Origin of the sequence: Neobacillus drentensis, assembly GCF_036962125.1 — a bacterium.
GTDB lineage: Bacteria > Bacillota > Bacilli > Bacillales > Cytobacillaceae > Neobacillus > Neobacillus drentensis_B.
In genome coordinates, this window is the sequence record NZ_JBALOA010000014.1 from 283,025 (window position 1) to 301,461 (window position 18,437).

24 protein-coding genes are annotated in these 18,437 nt (G+C 39.7%); 19 read left to right on the forward strand and 5 right to left on the reverse strand.

All coding sequences use genetic code 11. From position 1 onward, the window contains the following. The first annotated feature begins 12 nt into the window (after positions 1-12). The 3 genes from V7121_RS13120 to V7121_RS13130 all read left to right on the forward strand — a co-directional run bounded on the left by V7121_RS13120 (position 13) and on the right by V7121_RS13130 (position 2,096). A complete protein-coding gene (locus V7121_RS13120) occupies positions 13-1,272 on the forward strand; it encodes a DinB/UmuC family translesion DNA polymerase (RefSeq protein ID WP_335546781.1) in 1,260 nt (419 codons plus the stop codon). A gap of 77 nt (positions 1,273-1,349) precedes the next feature. Next, positions 1,350-1,685, forward strand: coding sequence for a YolD-like family protein (locus V7121_RS13125; protein WP_335496150.1), 336 nt, complete (start codon positions 1,350-1,352; stop codon positions 1,683-1,685). Positions 1,686-1,763: 78 nt separating this feature from the next. Then, a complete protein-coding gene (locus V7121_RS13130) occupies positions 1,764-2,096 on the forward strand; it encodes an iron-sulfur cluster biosynthesis family protein (protein ID WP_335496148.1) in 333 nt (110 codons plus the stop codon). A 20-nt stretch (positions 2,097-2,116) separates the two neighbouring features. Here V7121_RS13130 and V7121_RS13135 read toward each other — a convergent pair whose 3' ends face one another. The 3 genes from V7121_RS13135 to V7121_RS13145 all read right to left on the reverse strand — a co-directional run bounded on the left by V7121_RS13135 (position 2,117) and on the right by V7121_RS13145 (position 4,294). Continuing rightward, on the reverse strand, positions 2,117-3,037 hold the full coding sequence (locus V7121_RS13135; RefSeq protein WP_335496146.1) for an alpha/beta hydrolase: 921 nt from the start codon (positions 3,035-3,037) through the stop codon (positions 2,117-2,119). Positions 3,038-3,168: 131 nt separating this feature from the next. After that, on the reverse strand, positions 3,169-3,309 hold the full coding sequence (locus V7121_RS13140; protein WP_335496144.1) for a hypothetical protein: 141 nt from the start codon (positions 3,307-3,309) through the stop codon (positions 3,169-3,171). An 82-nt stretch (positions 3,310-3,391) separates the two neighbouring features. After that, positions 3,392-4,294, reverse strand: coding sequence for a hydroxymethylglutaryl-CoA lyase (locus tag V7121_RS13145; RefSeq protein ID WP_335496142.1), 903 nt, complete (start codon positions 4,292-4,294; stop codon positions 3,392-3,394). 188 nt (positions 4,295-4,482) lie between these two features. Here V7121_RS13145 and V7121_RS13150 point away from each other — a divergent pair, with 188 nt between their 5' ends. From V7121_RS13150 to V7121_RS13160, 3 genes are all read left to right on the forward strand, one after another. Further along, a complete protein-coding gene (locus V7121_RS13150) occupies positions 4,483-5,172 on the forward strand; it encodes a CoA transferase subunit A (protein ID WP_335496141.1) in 690 nt (229 codons plus the stop codon). Positions 5,173-5,195: 23 nt separating this feature from the next. Then, entirely contained in the window at positions 5,196-5,867 is a 672-nt protein-coding gene (locus V7121_RS13155; protein ID WP_335496139.1) for a 3-oxoacid CoA-transferase subunit B, read from the forward strand. 106 nt (positions 5,868-5,973) lie between these two features. Then, positions 5,974-6,228: a YqkE family protein gene (locus V7121_RS13160; protein WP_335496137.1), complete on the forward strand. Its 255-nt coding sequence runs from the start codon at positions 5,974-5,976 to the stop codon at positions 6,226-6,228. Between the two features lie 38 nt (positions 6,229-6,266). Here V7121_RS13160 and V7121_RS13165 read toward each other — a convergent pair whose 3' ends face one another. Together V7121_RS13165 and mciZ are read right to left on the reverse strand one after the other, a co-directional pair. After that, positions 6,267-7,178: an aldo/keto reductase gene (locus V7121_RS13165; RefSeq protein WP_335496134.1), complete on the reverse strand. Its 912-nt coding sequence runs from the start codon at positions 7,176-7,178 to the stop codon at positions 6,267-6,269. 53 nt (positions 7,179-7,231) lie between these two features. Beyond that, on the reverse strand, positions 7,232-7,372 hold the full coding sequence (gene mciZ / locus V7121_RS13170; protein WP_335496131.1) for a Z-ring formation inhibitor MciZ: 141 nt from the start codon (positions 7,370-7,372) through the stop codon (positions 7,232-7,234). Between the two features lie 71 nt (positions 7,373-7,443). Between mciZ and V7121_RS13175 the strand changes: the two genes are divergently transcribed. The 13 genes from V7121_RS13175 (at position 7,444) to sigF (ending at position 18,346) form a co-directional block, all read left to right on the forward strand. Then, on the forward strand, positions 7,444-7,998 hold the full coding sequence (locus V7121_RS13175) for an NUDIX hydrolase (RefSeq protein WP_335496130.1): 555 nt from the start codon (positions 7,444-7,446) through the stop codon (positions 7,996-7,998). Beyond that, positions 7,995-9,158 (forward strand): endonuclease Q family protein, encoded by a 1,164-nt coding sequence (locus V7121_RS13180; RefSeq protein WP_335496128.1) that lies wholly within the window; start codon positions 7,995-7,997, stop codon positions 9,156-9,158. Before V7121_RS13175 ends, V7121_RS13180 begins: the two co-directional genes overlap by 4 nt. A gap of 130 nt (positions 9,159-9,288) precedes the next feature. After that, complete coding sequence (gene spoIIM, locus V7121_RS13185; RefSeq protein WP_335496126.1) at positions 9,289-9,936, forward strand: stage II sporulation protein M; 648 nt, start codon at positions 9,289-9,291, stop codon at positions 9,934-9,936. Positions 9,937-10,054: 118 nt separating this feature from the next. Then, positions 10,055-10,519: a ferric iron uptake transcriptional regulator gene (fur, locus tag V7121_RS13190; RefSeq protein ID WP_335496125.1), complete on the forward strand. Its 465-nt coding sequence runs from the start codon at positions 10,055-10,057 to the stop codon at positions 10,517-10,519. 121 nt (positions 10,520-10,640) lie between these two features. Continuing rightward, positions 10,641-10,868 carry a YqzK family protein gene (locus V7121_RS13195; protein WP_335496124.1) on the forward strand — a complete coding sequence of 76 codons (228 nt, stop codon included), beginning with the start codon at positions 10,641-10,643 and terminating at the stop codon, positions 10,866-10,868. Between the two features lie 5 nt (positions 10,869-10,873). Continuing rightward, complete coding sequence (gene xerD / locus V7121_RS13200; protein WP_335496122.1) at positions 10,874-11,761, forward strand: site-specific tyrosine recombinase XerD; 888 nt, start codon at positions 10,874-10,876, stop codon at positions 11,759-11,761. Positions 11,762-11,976: 215 nt separating this feature from the next. Beyond that, positions 11,977-13,161, forward strand: coding sequence for a phosphopentomutase (deoB, locus tag V7121_RS13205; protein ID WP_335496120.1), 1,185 nt, complete (start codon positions 11,977-11,979; stop codon positions 13,159-13,161). A gap of 18 nt (positions 13,162-13,179) precedes the next feature. Beyond that, on the forward strand, positions 13,180-14,001 hold the full coding sequence (locus V7121_RS13210) for a purine-nucleoside phosphorylase (RefSeq protein WP_335496118.1): 822 nt from the start codon (positions 13,180-13,182) through the stop codon (positions 13,999-14,001). 27 nt (positions 14,002-14,028) lie between these two features. Then, positions 14,029-15,333 (forward strand): pyrimidine-nucleoside phosphorylase, encoded by a 1,305-nt coding sequence (locus V7121_RS13215; protein ID WP_335496751.1) that lies wholly within the window; start codon positions 14,029-14,031, stop codon positions 15,331-15,333. 144 nt (positions 15,334-15,477) lie between these two features. Continuing rightward, positions 15,478-16,650 carry a D-alanyl-D-alanine carboxypeptidase family protein gene (locus V7121_RS13220; RefSeq protein WP_335496116.1) on the forward strand — a complete coding sequence of 391 codons (1,173 nt, stop codon included), beginning with the start codon at positions 15,478-15,480 and terminating at the stop codon, positions 16,648-16,650. Positions 16,651-16,783: 133 nt separating this feature from the next. After that, positions 16,784-17,134: an anti-sigma F factor antagonist gene (spoIIAA, locus tag V7121_RS13225; RefSeq protein ID WP_335496113.1), complete on the forward strand. Its 351-nt coding sequence runs from the start codon at positions 16,784-16,786 to the stop codon at positions 17,132-17,134. Further along, positions 17,135-17,575 (forward strand): anti-sigma F factor, encoded by a 441-nt coding sequence (gene spoIIAB / locus V7121_RS13230; protein ID WP_335496111.1) that lies wholly within the window; start codon positions 17,135-17,137, stop codon positions 17,573-17,575. Between the two features lie 12 nt (positions 17,576-17,587). Continuing rightward, positions 17,588-18,346, forward strand: a complete 759-nt coding sequence (sigF, locus tag V7121_RS13235) for an RNA polymerase sporulation sigma factor SigF (RefSeq protein WP_335496108.1) — start codon at positions 17,588-17,590, stop codon at positions 18,344-18,346. Positions 18,347-18,437: the final 91 nt, after the last annotated feature.

The following is an 18,437-nucleotide window of genomic DNA, read 5'->3' on the forward strand; positions in this document are numbered from 1 at the left end:
TGGGGGATAGTCATGGTGGATTACAGCGCACTGCCGCAAAATAAAATTTTATGTGTCGACATGAAGAGCTTCTATGCCAGCTGTTCGGCTGTCATGCATGGCCTTGACCCGATGGAGTGTTATTTAGTGGTGGTTGGTCAAAAAGAGCGGCAGGGAAGTATCGTTCTTGCAGCTTCACCGCGGATGAAAAAAGAATTTGGCATCAAAACGGGTTCACGGATGTTTGAGATTCCCAATGACCCGAAGATTCAAATTGTCGAACCGAAAATGGCCACGTATTTGCGAATTGCGACAGAAATTTCGCGTGTATTTAATCGCTATGTTCCAAAAGAAGCGATTCATGTCTATAGCGTCGATGAAAGTTTTATTAAAGTGGATGGCGCGATTGGTCTATGGGGGGATGCCCACACAATCGCCCGAAAAATAAAGAATGATATTGAGCGGGAGTTTCAATTGCCGTGTGCGGTTGGAATTGGTCCTAACATGTTACTGTCAAAGCTGTGTCTAGACCTTGATGCCAAGAAAGCAGGAGTGGCTGAGTGGACGTATGAAGATGTTCAAACCAAGCTTTGGAATGTGTCGCCACTAAGGGAAATGTGGGGAATTGGCAGACGCGTTGAAAAAACATTAAATGGAATGGGTATTTTTACAGTCGGTCAGCTCGCCCGCTATGATTTAGAAACGTTGGAAAAGAAATTCGGCATCATGGGGAATCAGCTTTATTATCATGCCTGGGGTGTCGATCTTTCAGAATTGGGCGCACCGCTTATCCAAGGGCAGATTAGCTTTGGCAAAAGTCAAATTCTGTTAAGGGACTATAAAGAGGAAGCGGAAATTAAGACGGTCATTTTAGAAATGTGTGAGGAGGTAGCAAGGCGGGCACGAACACATCGAAAGGCAGGGAGAACGATCAGTCTCGGAGTCGGCTACAGTCAGGATGAATTTGGCGGCGGTTTTCATCGCTCGAGAACGGTCGGACAGCCAACCAATGTGACGATGGAACTTTATCATATCTGTCTTGAATTATTTCAAGAGCATTACTCCGGAAAGACGGTGCGGCAAATTTCGATTGCCATCAGCAATATTGTTGATGACCGTGAGCTTCAACTCGATCTTTTCGATATAGGGGCCTATAAAAGGCGCGAGCTTGGCTATGTGGTAGATACTCTGCGCAGACGCTTTGGCTCTGGTTCCTTGCTACGTGCGGTTTCTTATACGGCTGCCGGAACGGCAAAGCATCGGGCCACATTAGTTGGAGGACACAAAAGATAAAAGCGGAGGTGCTCGTTTAGTGCACGACAGGACTGGAGCGCTTTGACTGAGATAAAGATGGAAAGAAGGAGAAGCGTATGATTCGCGATCGTGGGAGGATCAAATGGACGTCGATGATGCTTCCTGAGCACGTAAAACTGCTTAGAGATTGGGTAAAGGAAGATCGGTATGAACAGAAACGAGAAATGGATGAACAGCAGCTGCAAATGATGAACGAGGTCTTGTCCGAAGCGATTGAATATGATCAGTACGTGACGATCACCCATTACCGGATGCGGAACTATGAAATCGTGATAGGCAAAATCCATTACTGGGACGAACTGACACAAAGGCTCCATGTGATCGATCGCTTTGAAGAAGTGCACCGGATTCCAATGGATGCCATTGCTGACATCCGGATAACAGAGACCTAAATCTATGAGCAAAGAAGAATCAACCTCACGTAACATATGGTACAATCACCATATGTTGAAAGAGGGGGAGTAATAAACGTGGAGATTAATATAACGGCAGCGGCAGCTGAAAAAATAAATCAAAGAATTGATGGCCGAGACGGCTACTTAAAGCTAAAATACGATACCGACGGCTGTGGTTGTGCGGTTAATGGAGTAGTGGCATTATGGTTTGTCCCCAATCTAGATTCAGATGATATTGCGATTGAGACAAATGATCGAACGATTTATGCAGAAAAATCAAAAACAGTTTTTTTCGATGAGCAAATGAAAATTGATTTTTCTAATACGGCCAATTGCTTTCAATTAAAGAGTCCACAGCAAATCTTAAATGGCCATATGAGCTTACTCATCAAAGCTAAAACAGACTGATCCATTTAGGACAGTCTGTTCTAGCTTGGCAAGGGCTGATTAACATATTTTTGTAAGAATTCATCAATCACCCGTTCGTAATCGGCCCGGTTTTCATTAAAGGATTGGGCATGGCGTCCGTTAGCGGCAAGAAATAGCATTTTAGGTCCCTTTTTTTGCTCAAATAAATCCTTTGTCATAGTTGGAAGGATAAAATCATCCTTTTGGCTGTGTATAAACAAAATCGGATGTTTAATATTTTCTATGACTGAAATTGGCGAAACATTTCGAATCGAATATTTGTCGCGCAATCGTAAAAGAGCATCCCCAAGCGGCAGTAAAAGATTAGGGACGAGCTTGAAATCCTTTTTAATAAGATAGGCAAGCTGCTCCCTAAAATCTGAAAATGGACAATCAGCAATATAAAAATCAGCACCGTCCTCAAGAAGACCAGCATAGAGAAGCATGGTTGCAGCCCCCATCGATTCACCATGAATCCCGAGTTCAAGCTGAGGACCTTTTTCTTTTTTGAGCCAATCAACGACTGTTTTTAAATCAAATTTTTCATAATGACCAAAGCTTGTCGTTTTCCCGCCGGATTCGCCGTGGCGGCGATGGTCATAAATTAACGTATTAAAACCCCGCGCTAAAAACAGATTGGCATATTTAATTGAATTAATTTTCGTTTCGGTGACACCATGAGAAATAATGATATAGCGGTCGGTTTGATGTGGTTCAACAAGCTCCGCTTTAATCATATAACCAAAAGGGGATGGAATATCAACTGCCCGTTTTGGAAGGGAATCAAATTCATCAGGATTATACCTGCCTGCCTCTTTTTCACGCCTTAAAATTAATTCCTCATCCTTCTTTTTCATATACATCAGACGGTTTGTAAAATAGAAACCAAGAGATAACCAGAAAAACAACAAGACAAACATGGTTCGGAATGCTTTCTTCACGAATGGCACCTCCCGTAGTATTTTTTATAACATATGTTATTTGAGCACCGAGCGCCCATAAATTAACAGTTTTAATTTTAACATAAAGAAAACCGCTGATACCAATGAGCGGTTTTGAGAGTTTGAGAATTTTACTGCTCTGCGTTTTGTCTTTTCGTAGGGTGGAGCGCTTTTTCCATTTCTTCAGCGGCCATCACCCGCTGACCTCCGCCTGCTGTATCTGCGTAGTTTTTTCCCTTTTGACTGGAACCTTTATCGCGTTTTTGACTCAAAATAATCAGTCTCCCTTCAAGCTAGTCTCAATAAATAAGATGCATCAGTGGAGGGCTGATTATTCACTCACAGAAAGTAAATTTAGAAAATTTGGGTATGAAGGCGATAGTATCCACTTTCAATTGGTCTGGAAAGATGAGGGCGTACGACTTCAATTGCATCAATCAGCTTATGTAAATTAACCCCAGTATCAATTCCCATTCGATCAAGCATATAAACCACATCCTCTGTCGCTACATTTCCAGACGCACCAGGTGCAAATGGACAACCGCCAAGCCCGCCGGCAGAGGAATCAAAGCGATCAATTCCTGCCTGGAGAGAGGCGAATATGTTCGCAAGGGCGAGCTTTCGGGTGTCATGAAAATGAGCGGTTAAAAGTGTATGAGGAAACAGATTTTTCAAACGTGAAAACAAGGAATAGCTTTCAGCTGGGGTTGCCATCCCGATAGTATCGGCAACGCTTAATTCATCGACGCCTGCGTCAATAAATTCTTGGCAAAGCTTTATCGTATCACTCTCCGCAATTTTCCCCTCATAAGGACAATAAAAGGCTGTAGAAATGCAGGCTCGAACAAAATAATTTTTCCCTTTTAATTCAGCGAGAATCGGGGCAAGTTCTGCCATGCCAGCCCTAGTTGATTTATTAATATTTTTTTGATTAAAGCTATTGCTGACGCCAACAAACACAGCAACAGCCTGACAATCGGTAGAGTATACCCTGTCAATTCCTTTACGATTCGGTGCTAGAACGATATTTCGGGCATCAGCATTGAGACAGTCAACTGCAATTTCAGCAGCATCACCCATTTGAGGCACCCATTTCGGTGACACAAATGAGGTGAGCTCCATTTCCTGGAAACCAGCTTTCCATAATTCTCCGATAAATTGTTTTTTTATATCAGTTGGTACAAATGACTTTTCATTTTGAAGCCCATCTCGAGGGCCGACCTCGATAATTGTGACCTTTTTAGGTAAATTTAGCATTCATTTTCCACCTCCGATAATCATACTTTCATTGTAGTGGTATTAAATTCGAAAAAGCAAGAATAATAGCAATTTTGACAAAATAAGAGGACTTTTTGAATTATTAATAGAAATAGTAAAGGTAAAAAGTTGAAGGGGCCGCTACATTCGTTGTAAGAGTATCAATAATTAAAGGGGTGTAATCAAAAATGAAGAAAATTTGTACAACCTTCCAGGAGGCAGTTGCCGATATTCATGATGGAGCTACCTTGATGGTTGGTGGATTTGGTTTATGCGGGATACCAGAAAATTTGATTCTTGCCTTAGCTGAAAAGGGTGTCAAGGATTTAACTGTTATTTCGAATAACTGCGGGATTGATGAGTGGGGCTTAGGATTACTATTAAATAATAAACAAATCAAAAAAATGATTGGCTCCTATGTCGGTGAAAATAAAGAGTTTGAGAGACAAGTTTTAACTGGAGAACTGGAAGTAGAATTAACGCCTCAAGGCACATTGGCTGAAAAAATCAGGGCAGGCGGTGCGGGGATTCCAGCATTTTATACACCTGCTGGAGTGGGAACTCCAATCGCTGAAGGGAAAGAAACGAAGATTTTTAATGGGAGAGAGTACCTGCTAGAAGAGGCACTAACAGCCGATTTTAGCCTTGTGAGGGCGTGGAAGGGCGACAAAATGGGCAATCTTGTTTACCACAAAACCGCGCGAAACTTTAATCCGATGATTGCGGCGGCAGGAAAAGTAACGATTGCGGAAGTGGAAACACTGTATGAAATTGGCGAATTGGATGCCAACTTTATTCATACCCCAAGTATCTATGTGCAAACCATAATCAAAGGAACGCAAGAAAAACGAATTGAGAGATTGACAGTCAGAAAATAATTTTGGGGAAGGGAGAGAGTAGAATGACTAATGAAAAAGTCTCAGTCAGAGAGAGAATTGCAATTAGGGCAGAGAAGGAAATAGAAAATGGCTTTTATGTAAACCTCGGCATCGGTATGCCCACACTTGTCGCTAATTATATGTCCGCTAATAAGCAAGTTGTCTTGCAATCTGAAAATGGACTTCTTGGCATCGGCCCATATCCAGATGCGGATGAGGTGGACCCGGATTTAATCAATGCCGGTAAAGAAACCGTTACAGCAATTAGTGGTGCAGCCTATTTCGATAGTGCGGAATCGTTTGCGATGATTCGCGGCGGACATGTCAATTTGGCCATCCTAGGCGGAATGGAAGTATCGGAAACAGGTGATTTAGCGAATTGGATGATCCCAGGAAAGATGATTAAAGGCATGGGTGGTGCGATGGACCTTGTTCATGGTGCCCAAAAAATAATTGTAATCATGGAACATGTAAATAAAAAAGGTGAATCCAAGATATTGAAACAGTGCACACTTCCTTTAACAGGTAAAGGGGTAGTCAATCGGATTATTACTGAGCGAGCAGTCATGGATGTAACGGATACTGGTCTAAAGCTCGTAGAAGTCGCAAAAGGATATACGATTGAAGAAGTTGTCAACTCTACGGAAGCCGAATTATTTGTTGATGAAAACGAAGTGAAAATTGAAGCTTACTAAATAAATAAGTGCGAGCAGGCAGAAAAATAAAGCCTGCTTTTTTCTGTGGGCATTTTTGATGACATGATATAATAGAAATGAATTTTGACAACGGAGGCGCTTTGAATTGAAAAAGCAAAACAGACAAAAAAATCAATCGAAACCTAAAAAAGATGATTCAGCGGTAACGCTTGGCGATATGATTAATCCAAATTTATTCAAACAACTAAAAGAACAACAGGAGCAGCTGAAAGCCGCTGAAGACAAAAGAAAAGAAGAAGAGGAACAAAGAAAGCGGGAAGAGAGAAAATTAAAGGAAAAAAACAAATCCTTTGAAGAACTATTAAATGAGAGCGGTATGAACTGGAAAGAGTTTAAATAAAACTACTATGAAAAGGAGAGCAAAATAACGCTCTCCTTTTAGCGATGTTCTTTATAGAAACTGGCCTTCGTTATCTCTTTAATAAATGAAATCTCTTTATCAGTCAATGGCTGGCTTCTGACTGCCTTTGCATTACTCCTAACTTGCTCTATACTGCTTGCCCCGGCCACAACAGAGGCCACAGCAGGGGTTGCGAGATTGTAATGAATGGCGATCTCTGTAAAGGAGCGAGAGTCTGCTAGCTTTTCCTTTAGCAATGGCAAGACTTCATAAAGCTCGCTTGAGCTATAGTCTTGATATCCCTTTTCGGTGACCTTTTCTAACATTTTGTCGCTTAAAATTCCTTTGGCAAGCGGCCCGCGGGTGACCACACTAACGCCATATTCTTGTAGGAGTGGAAGTGCTTCTTCTTCGGGGCGGCGGTCTAAGATACTATACTGCATCATTACAGATACAAGACTAGACTTTTTAACATATTCCCTAATGACATTCGGGCGAATCGATGAAATGCCGTAATAGCGAATATAACCTTCCGCTTTTAATTCTTCGAACGCTTCAATCGTTTCCTCAATTGGATCATCAATTGTCCCGCCGTGCAGTTGATAAAGATCGATATAGTCCGTACCCAGTCGTTTAAGACTTTGTTTAACCTCTTCCTTTATATAGGCCTTCGACGGGTCCCATGCCCATCCATTCTTAGCTTGATTCCAGCGATTTCCCACCTTCGTTGCTATAATAACCCTTTCACGAACCTCTTTTAATGCGTTCCCAACAATTCTTTCATTTTCACCAAAATCATATAAATCAGCTGTATCAAAATAATTGATCCCTTCCTCAAGTGAGGCTTCAATAATTTTTCTAGCTGTTTTCTCCTCTGTTCCAATCGACATACATCCAAGTCCTAATTCTGTTATATACAAATCTGAATTTCCCAGTTTTCTTTTTTTCAAATTATCACCCGTCCTTTTTCTACAATTTTAATAAAGAAAAGGACAGACTACAATCAGTAGGTCTTATTTTTGGTAACATTTTGAACCCATTCAGAAACAGAATCGTATTCTTTGTTATACTGCTTCAGTTTTTGAAGTATCTCCCATCCCTTGCCAACAAGAATGATTCCTTTGTCATGTACATACACCTTCATTCCATACCCCTCCAAATAAAGTATGGTAAAATGTATGAGCAGATTATAGGATTAGAACAGGAGTGACCCATATGACCAATCTTGAAGAAAAAACGCTCCATAGCGAAGAAATTTTCTCGGGAAAAGTAATCAGTCTTCATTTACAGGATGTCGAACTTCCGAATGGGAAACAATCCAAACGGGAAATCATTAAGCATCCAGGGGCAGTCGCTATTTTAGCTATTACGGACGATAAGAAAGTTGTTATGGTCGAGCAATTCAGGAAAGCACTGGAACGGACCATTGTTGAAATCCCCGCCGGAAAGCTGGAAAAGGGTGAAGAACCCGCACTTTGTGCGCGTCGTGAACTGGAAGAAGAGACAGGCTATGAATGTGAGAGCTTAGAATGGCTCACCTCTTTTTACACCTCACCGGGATTTGCCGATGAAATCGTACATGTCTATGTAGCAACAGGGCTGACTAAAAAAGAAAATGCTGCAGCACTTGATGAGGACGAGTTTGTAAATCTAGAGGAATTGACCCTTGATGAAGCGGTTCAATATGTAAAAGAGCAAAAAATCTATGATGCCAAAACGATTTTCGCTGTACAATATTTACAGTTGCAAGAGGCGTTGAAAAATAAATGAATCGCTACTATGTAGATTTACATATTCATATTGGCCGGACATGGACAGGGAAGCCGGTAAAAATCACTGGGGCCAAGTCACTAACGTTTACGAATATTATTGAACATGCCCGACATGAGAAGGGGCTTAATATGGTGGGAATCATCGATAGTCATTCACCAGAAGTCATCCTCGAAATGGAAAGTCTTATTGAAAGTGGAGATATAATAGAGCATCCAGACGGGGGCCTGGTTTTTGGTGATTTAACAGTTATTCCAGGTTCGGAATTAGAGATTTATGATGAGCAATGCAATGGTCCAATCCATCTACTGAGTTACTTCCCGAATCTTTCCGTCATGAGGGAGTTCTCAACATGGCTGTCAGGTCACTTGAAAAATATTCAACTAAGCTCTCAGAGAATCTATGCCTCTGGGCTCACTTTGCAAAAAAAGGTGAAAGAGTTAGGTGGAATCTTTATTCCTGCCCATGTATTCACGCCCTTTAAGAGTTTATATGGGAAGGGTGTCAACGAGTCATTAACGGAGGTATTAAATCCAGAATTGATTGATGCAATCGAACTTGGATTAAGTTCCGATACGAATATGGCGGATCAAATAAAGGAATTACATGATTATCCCTTTGTAACGAATTCTGATGCCCATTCACTTGCAAAAATTGGCCGAGAATACCAAGTCATTGCAATGAAAGAACCAACCTTTTTAGAATTACAAAAAGCGTTAAAAAAGGAAGATGGACGCAAGATTATCGCAAATTATGGTCTTGATCCATTACTTGGTAAATATCATAAAACTGTTTGTGCCGAATGTCTTCATCCAGCAGCAGACGACGATCTAATCTGTACCCAATGTGGAAACAGGAAGATTATAAAAGGAGTTGCCGACAGAATCCTTGAATTAAAAACAGCTGAACAAAGTCCAGAAGACCGCCCGCCCTATATTCATCAAGTCCCACTTGAATTTATCCCAGGCTTAGGTCCACGCTTACTTGAGAAGTTAGTCGATCACTTTGGCAGTGAAATGGGAATATTGCATGATGTTCCTTATGAAGGATTGAAAGAGGTTGTCCCAACAAAAATTGCCGACCTGATCCTGAAAGCTAGAGAGGGAAAAATAAGTCTAGCAGCCGGCGGCGGTGGAAAATACGGAAAAATTTCAGATTAATGAAGCTAAACCCCGGTAGCCCAAAAAGCTAACGGGGTTTTCAATCTAATCTATTAAAAATTGAGCATAGAAATACTAGACTGGCATACAATGTATTAACTGAACTTGAGAAAAGTAGGGGGATACGCAAATGAAAAAACGATTGTACCAGTCCGATGCCGCTAGTTATTTCCGTGAGCATTCCTCAATTTTTTTATTTATTGTCGTGTTATTTTTAATGGGAGTTATCTTTGGCGCAATTGTTGTTAACAGTATGAGCATTACCCAAAAGGAAGATTTATTCTATTATTTATCACAATTTTTTGGACAAGTCTCGAACGGGAAAGAAGCCGGGGACAATGATTTATTTTTACAAAGCTTATTTCATAACAGTAAGTTTATCGGGCTTATGTGGATTCTAGGAATTTCAATTATCGGTCTTCCTGTTATTCTCATTCTATTATTCTTAAAAGGAATGGTGGTTGGGTTTACCGTGGGTTTTCTTGTCAGCCAAATGGGATGGCAGGGGTTTATGCTTGCCTTTGTATCAATTCTGCCACAGAATCTGATTATCATTCCAGTCTTCATCCTAATGGCAGCATTGTCAGTCATTTTCTCACTCCGAATGATCAAAAAACAATTTATGAAAAAATATGCCCAGCCAATCCTTCCTTTTTTCAAGAGATACATTTTTGCTTTGGTTGTAGCAGTGATATTTATATCTGCTGCATCCGGAATCGAGGCCTATCTCTCGCCATGGTTAATGAAAACCATAATAAATACGACGACTTTAAAATAATTATCATCTAATATTAATTATTATTAATTGTTTATTGTTGTTTATAATAATTTTATTTTGATTCTCAATTGCCATCTGTTATAATGAGAATTAACAGTGGCGAGGGAGGGACTTCAGGATGGAAACTAGAATTGAAAGAATTAAGAAACAGTTGCATTCCGCAAGTTATAAACTAACACCTCAGCGTGAGGCAACCGTTCGAGTTTTATTAGAAAATGAAGAGGATCATTTAAGTGCAGAAGATGTGTACCTCCTCGTAAAAGAAAAATCGCCTGAGATTGGTTTAGCAACTGTTTATCGAACGTTAGAATTGTTAACGGAATTAAAAATTGTTGATAAAATAAATTTTGGGGATGGTGTTTCCCGCTATGACCTCAGGCAGGAAGGTGCAGCCCATTTTCATCACCATCTTGTTTGTATTGAATGCGGTGCCGTTGATGAAATTCAAGAGGATTTACTTGAGGATGTTGAAGCAATTGTGGAACGAAAATGGAATTTTAAAATAAAAGACCATCGGCTTACTTTTCATGGTATCTGTTACCGGTGCTCGGATAAAGAAAAAGACGAAGAAAAAGAAGATTAACCAAAAGAGCTCCTTGAACAGGGCTTTTTTTCTTTTCTCCTTTAATACCAAGGACTAGGTATAAAAATTGTACGATTTGGCATACATTTTACTAGACGACCAGAAAATTGGGGGAAGTAGAATGGGCCAATTTATTAAAGCAGCACTAAAAACCTTAAAAGTTTTTATAATATTCACAGGATGCACGATTCTTTTCTATTATGGTATCATGTTGGTGAATGAAGAATATCAAAATTATCACCGATATGACGAACCGGAGGGAGCTGCTCTCAAAGTTTCTGGCACAGTGAAAGATGAAAAATCTTCCTTGTTAGATCGGCTGATGTTGTTTTATTTAAATGGGGAGTAAATGCGATGGACGAGCTATTAAAGAATTTTATCCAGTATTTAATGATTGAAAAAGGTTTATCCCAAAATACACTTATAGCCTACGAGCGTGATTTAAAAAGCTATCTTCATTATTTGAAAAATGTTGAAACCGTCCATTCTTTAAATGATGTACAACGTGTACATATCGTTCAGTTTTTAAGATTTTTAAAAGAACAAGGGAAATCCTCAAAGACCTTGGCAAGGCATATCGCTTCTGTACGGGCATTTCATCAATTCTTATTAAGGGCAAAGAACACAGAACAAGATCCATCTGTTCAAGTGGAAACACCAAGACTTGAAAGGTCTCTTCCGAATGTACTAAGTTTACAGGAAGTGGAGGTTTTGCTGGAAGCACCCAAACCTCTTGACCACTATGGGATAAGGGATAAAGCGATGCTTGAACTGTTATATGCTACAGGGATCCGTGTTAGTGAACTAATAGATCTTGAGATGGATCATGTTCAGTTATCGATGGGTTTTATCCGTTGTATGGGGAATAAAGAGCGAATCATTCCCATTGGACGAGCCGCCTCTGATGCGATTAAGCATTACCTGGAAGAAGCGAGACCCCGGTTTATTTCCACCAAGCATCAGGACCATGCTTTGTTTTTAAACCACCAAGGGAAGCGGTTGACACGTCAAGGATTTTGGAAAATATTAAAAAAATTAGCCAAAGAAGCCGGTATAGATAAGGACTTGACTCCACATACCTTGCGTCATTCGTTTGCAACTCATTTATTAGAAAATGGGGCGGATTTACGCGCAGTGCAAGAAATGCTAGGTCATGCAGATATCTCAACAACTCAAATATATACACAAGTAACGAAAACAAAGTTAAAAGACGTATATAGTAAATTTCATCCACGAGCTTAATAGAATCAAAGAGTCTAAAAAAACATATATTTGTCAAAAAGCTGCCTGAATTTTGGTGGCTTTTTTCTTGTAATTTCTAAAACATTTAGTACAATAGAGATGTCAGACTTCTGACAAATAGATAAAATCTCATAAACATATTTAATGAGGGCAACATAGTTAAAAGCAATTTTATTATTTGCAAACGTTTTCTATTGATAAAGGAGGAAGAATGAATGGCTGCAAATACATATAAACGTATTTTTATTATTGTAATGGACTCGGTAGGAATCGGGGAAGCACCAGATGCAGAAAAGTTTGGTGACAAGGGTGCAGATACATTCGGTCATATCGCTGAAAGAATGAACGGTCTTAACATGCCAAATATGGGCAAGTTAGGATTAAGCAATATCCGTGAAATAAAGGGAATTCAAAAAGCAGATAGACCGTTAGCTTTTTATACTAAAATGATGGAGGCCTCTAACGGTAAAGATACCATGACAGGTCATTGGGAAATCATGGGTTTAAATATCCAAACCCCTTTCCAAGTGTTTCCAGAGGGTTTTCCAGATGAGCTTCTATCAGAATTAGAAAAACGCACTGGCAGAAAAATTATTGGGAATAAGCCTGCAAGCGGAACAGAAATTCTCGTTGAGTTGGGCGAAGAGCATATGAAGACAGGGGCATTAATTGTCTATACGTCTGCTGATTCCGTCCTTCAGATTGCTGCACATGAAGAAATCGTTCCTCTCGAGGAGCTATACAAAATTTGTAAAATCGCGCGCGAATTGACGCTTGATGAGAAATATATGGTTGGTCGTGTCATTGCCCGCCCGTTCCTAGGTGAACCTGGAAACTTCAAACGTACATCGAACCGTCACGATTATGCTCTAAAACCATTTGATCGCACGGTTATGAGCGAATTAAAAGATGGAGGCTTTGATGTCATTGCAATCGGTAAAATATCCGATATTTATGACGGTGAAGGCGTAACACAATCATTAAGAACCGTTTCTAATATGGATGGAATGGATAAGCTCGTGGAAACCTTAGATATGGAGTTCACAGGAATTAGCTTCTTAAATCTAGTCGATTTTGATGCATTATATGGACATCGTCGTGACCCAGAGGGCTATGGAAAAGCGTTAGAAGAATATGATGCCCGTCTGCCAGAAGTGTTTGCAAAAATGAACGAAGACGATCTTTTAATGATTACAGCCGATCATGGAAATGATCCAGTTGCTCCAGGTACTGACCATACACGTGAATATGTACCATTATTAGTTTACTCTAAGGGAATGACTGAAGGTAAGGAACTAACTATAAGAGAAACGTTTGCTGACCTAGGTGCAACCGTTGCAGAAAACTTCAATGTAAAATTACCGAATTACGGAACAAGCTTTTTAAATCAATTGAAATAACATGGATGGGGTGTACAAATGAACACTGAAAAAATTCAAAATGCTTCAAGCTTTTTAAAACAGAAATATGCAAATACACCTAAAATTGGACTAATTCTAGGTTCTGGGCTAGGTGTATTAGCGGATGAAATTGAGAACCCAGTAAAAATTCCCTACAACGAGATTCCAGACTTTCCAATTTCTACTGTTGAGGGACATGCAGGACAACTCGTATTTGGAGTATTAAGTGGTGTAGAGGTTGTTGCCATGCAAGGGCGGTTCCATTTCTATGAAGGATATAGTATGGAAAAGGTGACCTTCCCAGTTCGTGTTATGAAAGAGTTAGGCGTTGATATGTTAATCGTTACTAATGCTGCAGGAGGAGTGAACGAGAGTTTCTCTGCAGGCGATTTAATGATTATTACCGATCATATTAATTATATGGGCACAAATCCGTTAATTGGACCAAATGATTCCAAGCTCGGAGCACGTTTCCCTGATATGTCAGAGGCATACACGAAAGAATTACGTACCACTGCAAGGGAAATTGCCAGCCGCCTAAACATTAATGTTAAAGAAGGTGTCTATTTCGGAAATCCAGGACCCGTTTATGAAACACCGGCTGAAATTCGGATGGTTCGTACATTGGGCGGGGATGCAGTAGGAATGTCGACTGTCCCAGAGGTAATTGTGGCTCGTCACAGTGGAATGAAGGTTCTGGGTATTTCATGTATCTCCAACATGGCAGCGGGTATCCTTGATCAACCACTTACCCATGATGAGGTAATTGAAACGACCGAACGAGTTAAAGCAGACTTTCTTCAATATATAAAAGAAATAGTTAAAACAATTGCAAAATAAATATTTTACTAAAAAGTGGTGATTATGATGAGAATGGTTGACTTAATTGAGAAAAAAAGAGATGGACAAGAATTAACTAAAGAAGAAATCCAATTTATTATTAATGGATATACCAATGGTTCAATTCCAGATTATCAGGTCAGTGCCTTAACGATGGCAATCTATTTTAAAGGGATGACTGAGCAGGAGAGAGCAGATTTGACCATGGCAATGGTTGAATCGGGTGACCAAATTGATTTATCGCAAATTGAAGGAATTAAAGTGGACAAACATTCCACCGGAGGTGTAGGTGATACCACCACACTAGTTCTTGGACCGCTAGTTGCAGCGCTGGATGTCCCGGTTGCAAAGATGTCAGGGCGCGGTTTAGGACATACGGGTGGAACCATCGATAAATTAGAAGCGGTAAAAGGCTTCCATGTTGAGATTGAAAATGAAGAATTTATTGACCTTGTAAATAAAAACAAAATTGCCGTCATTGGACAAAGTGGAAATTTAACACCTGCAGATAAAAAACTTTATGCATTAAGAGATGTGACAGCAACGGTTGACAGTATTCCTCTAATTGCAAGTTCAATCATGAGTAAAAAAATCGCAGCGGGTGCCGACGCCATTGTTCTTGATGTAAAGACCGGTGCAGGTGCTTTTATGAAGACGCTGGATGACTCTCGTGAACTTGCAAAAGCAATGGTGAGAATCGGTAATAATGTTGGAAGAAGAACAATGGCTGTTATATCTGACATGAGTCAACCTCTAGGTTTTGCGATAGGGAACGCTCTTGAAGTTAAGGAAGCAATTGATACTTTAAAGGGAGAAGGTCCAGAAGATTTAACGGATCTTTGTTTAACTTTAGGCAGCCACATGGTTTATCTGGCAGAAAAGGCTGGGTCACTAGCTGAGGCACGTACCATGCTTGAAGGCGTTATTAAAGATGGTTCAGCGCTTGAAAAATTAAAAGTATTTTTAAGTTCACAAGGTGGGGATGCGTCCATAGTTGATGATCCTTCAAAAATGCCTCAAGCAAAATATATCATTGAACTTGAAGCGAAAGAGGATGGCTATGTTTCTGAGATTGTAGCTGACGAAGTTGGAACGGCAGCAATGATTCTTGGAGCAGGCAGAGCTACAAAAGAATCAGTCATTGATTTAGCAGTGGGCCTCGTCCTAAGAAAGAAAATCGGTGACCAAGTCAAAAAAGGTGAATCATTAGTAACGATTTACAGCAATTTTGAAAATGTAGAAGAAGTAAAAACAAAGCTTTACAAAAATATTAAAGTGTCAGCAACAAAAATAAACGCCCCAATCCTCATTCACGGCGAAATTACAGAATAAAAGCAGTCCAAAGGGTGTCAGGTACCATGTGAATTTTTCACATGGTACCTGACACCTTATTTTTATTTCTTTAAGAGGGAAAATCTGTATAAAGTTATTAATTTTGGAAAAAATGGATGCTATAAAGAATGGAGGGTTATGCGAATGAAACGATTTGTCTCTTTGATAGCGACAATTTTTTTACTTACAAGTTTATGGGGTACATCAGCTTTTGCTGCTGAAGAAAAAAAGAATGCCGATATCGTCAACAATGTAAAATCCGCTATTTTAATTGAACGTGATACGGGTAAAGTGCTCTATGAGAAAAATGGTAATGAGGAACTGCCACCGGCAAGTATGACCAAAATTATGACAATGCTTTTAATTATGGAAGCAATTGATCAAGGCAAACTTAGCTGGAATGAAAAAGTACGTGCAAGTGAATATGCTGCCTCAATGGGAGGTTCACAAATTTTCCTAGAGCCTGGCGAGGAAATGACAACTAAGGAAATGCTAAGGGGAATTGCGATTGGATCTGGTAATGATGCCTCTGTTGCAATGGCAGAGAGGATTGCAGGCTCAGAAGAAGCATTCGTTGATATGATGAATGATAAAGTGAAGGAACTTGGCTTAAAACATACTTTCTTTAAAAATACGACGGGACTACCGGTCAGTGGTCATTTCAGTACTGCAAGTGATATGGCAGTTATGGCAAAAGAACTATTAAAGTATGAAGACATTACAAAATTTACTGGTTTGTATGAAGCCTATCTTCGTGAAAATACAGACAAGAAATTCTGGCTAGTAAATACTAATAAATTGGTGCGTTTTTACCCTGGCGTGGATGGACTTAAAACTGGCTTTACTGCAGAAGCGAAGTACTGCCTAACAGCCACAGCCCAAAAAAATGGAATGCGTGTTATTGCTGTTGTGTTCGGAGCACCTACCTCCAAGGAAAGAAATGCTCAGGTAACCAAAATGCTTAATTATGCGTTTAACCAATACCAAACACATCCAATGTATAAACGGAACCAGGTTATTACTAAAGCAAGGATTAGTAAAGGGCAGGAAAAGTCTGTCCAAGTAGTTACAAGTGAGCCCATTTCATTGCTTACAAAAAAGGGTGAAAAAACAAAAGATGTCAAACAAAAAATAACGATAAATAAAAATCTGCAAGCGCCAATTAATAAGGGTGATAAGATTGGATCCATTAAATTAATTAAGGATGGAAAAGTCTTTGTAGAAAGTCCTTTATTAGCAAGTGCGAGTGTAAAAGAAGCAGGATGGTGGACCCTTTATAAACGTGCCTTCGGAATGTTTACAAAAGCGGGTAAATAAAATCATCTTGTTGTCGAAACAAAGAGATATGTAACTTCTTTTAGCGAAAAACGACTAGTTTTGTATTAATAGAAGGATATTACACCCCAGAAAGAGAATTGACTCACTATACCAGATTAAGGAGGACGGGATAGTGAGTCTTAAAATTGAAATGGAAACAAAACATGATGTTCTTTGTATTCGGTTAAGTGGTGAATTAGATCACCACACCGCGGATGAACTTCGTGAAAAGGCGATATCCGTTATTGAAAAAAATGAAATTCGTCATATTGTCTTAAATCTGGAGCATCTTGCATTTATGGACAGTTCTGGCTTAGGTGTGATATTAGGCAGATACAAACAAATTAAACAGGTGCACGGTGAAATGGTGGTATGTGCAATTTCCCCTGCAATACAAAGATTATTCGATATGTCAGGTTTATTCAAAATCATCAAAATGGAACCGACAGAAGAATTTGCATTGCAAAGATTGGGGGTGGCCTGAATGAAGAATGAAATGAATCTTCAGTTCAGTGCGTTAAGTCAAAACGAGTCATTTGCCCGAGTAACCGTCGCAGCATTTATTGCACAATTAGATCCAAATATGGATGAGTTAACAGAAATCAAAACAGTGGTATCCGAAGCCGTGACTAATGCGATTATTCATGGTTATGAAAATGATCCTAATGGAATAGTGTATATTCAAGTAATTATTGAAGATAGTTTAATTGATCTGACAATTAAAGATGAGGGATTGGGAATTGTAGATGTGGAAGAAGCCCGTCAGCCATTATTTACAACAAAACCGGACCTAGAGCGTTCCGGTATGGGTTTTACTATCATGGAGAATTTCATGGATGAGGTAGAGGTTCACACGCAGCCAGGTCGAGGAACCGAGGTTAGATTACGAAAGCATTTACAAAACCGCAAAATGCTTTGCAATTAAGGAGACTTGCCAATGGATGTGGAGGTTAAGAACGATAAAGGTCAAACATATTTAAAGGACAATGAAGTAAAAGAGCTCATTAAAAAGAGTCAGGATGGAGACCAAGTATCAAGGGATTTAATCGTTGAAAAAAATATGCGTCTCGTCTGGTCTGTTGTCCAGCGATTTCTTAATCGAGGGTATGACCCGGATGACCTGTTTCAGATTGGTTGTATTGGGTTATTAAAATCAGTGGATAAATTTGACCTTTCCTATGATGTAAAGTTTTCAACCTATGCAGTCCCGATGATTATCGGTGAAATTCAGCGATTTATCCGTGATGATGGAACCGTTAAGGTTAGCCGGTCACTGAAAGAAATGGGCAACAAAATCCGAAAAGCAAAAGATGAATTATCGAAGATTCTTGGCAGAATACCAACCGTTAACGAAATATCCGCCCATCTTGAGCTCTCACCAGAGGATGTCATTCTCGCACAAGAAGCAAGCAGAACACCTTCTTCCATTCATGAAACCGTCTATGAAAATGACGGGGATCCAATTACATTACTTGACCAGATTGACGATGGTAATGATGGAAAATGGTTTGATAAAATAGCCCTAAAAGAAGCTATCAGGGAATTAGACGAGCGTGAAAGGCTTATTGTCTATTTAAGATATTATAAGGATCAAACCCAATCTGAAGTTGCTCTCAGGCTTGGGATATCGCAAGTTCAAGTGTCAAGACTTGAGAAAAAAATCTTACAGCAAATGAAAGGCCGTATGGATCTCTGATTCATACGGTTTTTTTTGTTCAAAAATTATGCCATTTTTTGGATTAATGAAAAGGATGCTTAAAACTCATACTATTTATACAGGAAATCAT

Excerpts from the sequence above, each read along its gene's own strand:
- V7121_RS13120 (WP_335546781.1), top strand. The coding sequence starts at position 13 with ATGGTGGATTACAGCGCACTGCCGCAAAATAAAATTTTATGTGTCGAC.
- V7121_RS13125 (WP_335496150.1), top strand. The coding sequence starts at position 1,350 with ATGATTCGCGATCGTGGGAGGATCAAATGGACGTCGATGATGCTTCCT.
- V7121_RS13145 (WP_335496142.1), bottom strand. The coding sequence starts at position 4,294 with ATGCTAAATTTACCTAAAAAGGTCACAATTATCGAGGTCGGCCCTCGA.
- V7121_RS13150 (WP_335496141.1), top strand. The coding sequence starts at position 4,483 with ATGAAGAAAATTTGTACAACCTTCCAGGAGGCAGTTGCCGATATTCAT.
- V7121_RS13155 (WP_335496139.1), top strand. The coding sequence starts at position 5,196 with ATGACTAATGAAAAAGTCTCAGTCAGAGAGAGAATTGCAATTAGGGCA.
- mciZ (WP_335496131.1), bottom strand. The coding sequence starts at position 7,372 with ATGAAGGTGTATGTACATGACAAAGGAATCATTCTTGTTGGCAAGGGA.
- V7121_RS13175 (WP_335496130.1), top strand. The coding sequence starts at position 7,444 with ATGACCAATCTTGAAGAAAAAACGCTCCATAGCGAAGAAATTTTCTCG.
- V7121_RS13180 (WP_335496128.1), top strand. The coding sequence starts at position 7,995 with ATGAATCGCTACTATGTAGATTTACATATTCATATTGGCCGGACATGG.
- spoIIM (WP_335496126.1), top strand. The coding sequence starts at position 9,289 with ATGAAAAAACGATTGTACCAGTCCGATGCCGCTAGTTATTTCCGTGAG.
- fur (WP_335496125.1), top strand. The coding sequence starts at position 10,055 with ATGGAAACTAGAATTGAAAGAATTAAGAAACAGTTGCATTCCGCAAGT.
- V7121_RS13195 (WP_335496124.1), top strand. The coding sequence starts at position 10,641 with ATGGGCCAATTTATTAAAGCAGCACTAAAAACCTTAAAAGTTTTTATA.
- xerD (WP_335496122.1), top strand. The coding sequence starts at position 10,874 with ATGGACGAGCTATTAAAGAATTTTATCCAGTATTTAATGATTGAAAAA.
- deoB (WP_335496120.1), top strand. The coding sequence starts at position 11,977 with ATGGCTGCAAATACATATAAACGTATTTTTATTATTGTAATGGACTCG.
- V7121_RS13210 (WP_335496118.1), top strand. The coding sequence starts at position 13,180 with ATGAACACTGAAAAAATTCAAAATGCTTCAAGCTTTTTAAAACAGAAA.
- V7121_RS13215 (WP_335496751.1), top strand. The coding sequence starts at position 14,029 with ATGAGAATGGTTGACTTAATTGAGAAAAAAAGAGATGGACAAGAATTA.
- V7121_RS13220 (WP_335496116.1), top strand. The coding sequence starts at position 15,478 with ATGAAACGATTTGTCTCTTTGATAGCGACAATTTTTTTACTTACAAGT.
- spoIIAB (WP_335496111.1), top strand. The coding sequence starts at position 17,135 with ATGAAGAATGAAATGAATCTTCAGTTCAGTGCGTTAAGTCAAAACGAG.
- sigF (WP_335496108.1), top strand. The coding sequence starts at position 17,588 with ATGGATGTGGAGGTTAAGAACGATAAAGGTCAAACATATTTAAAGGAC.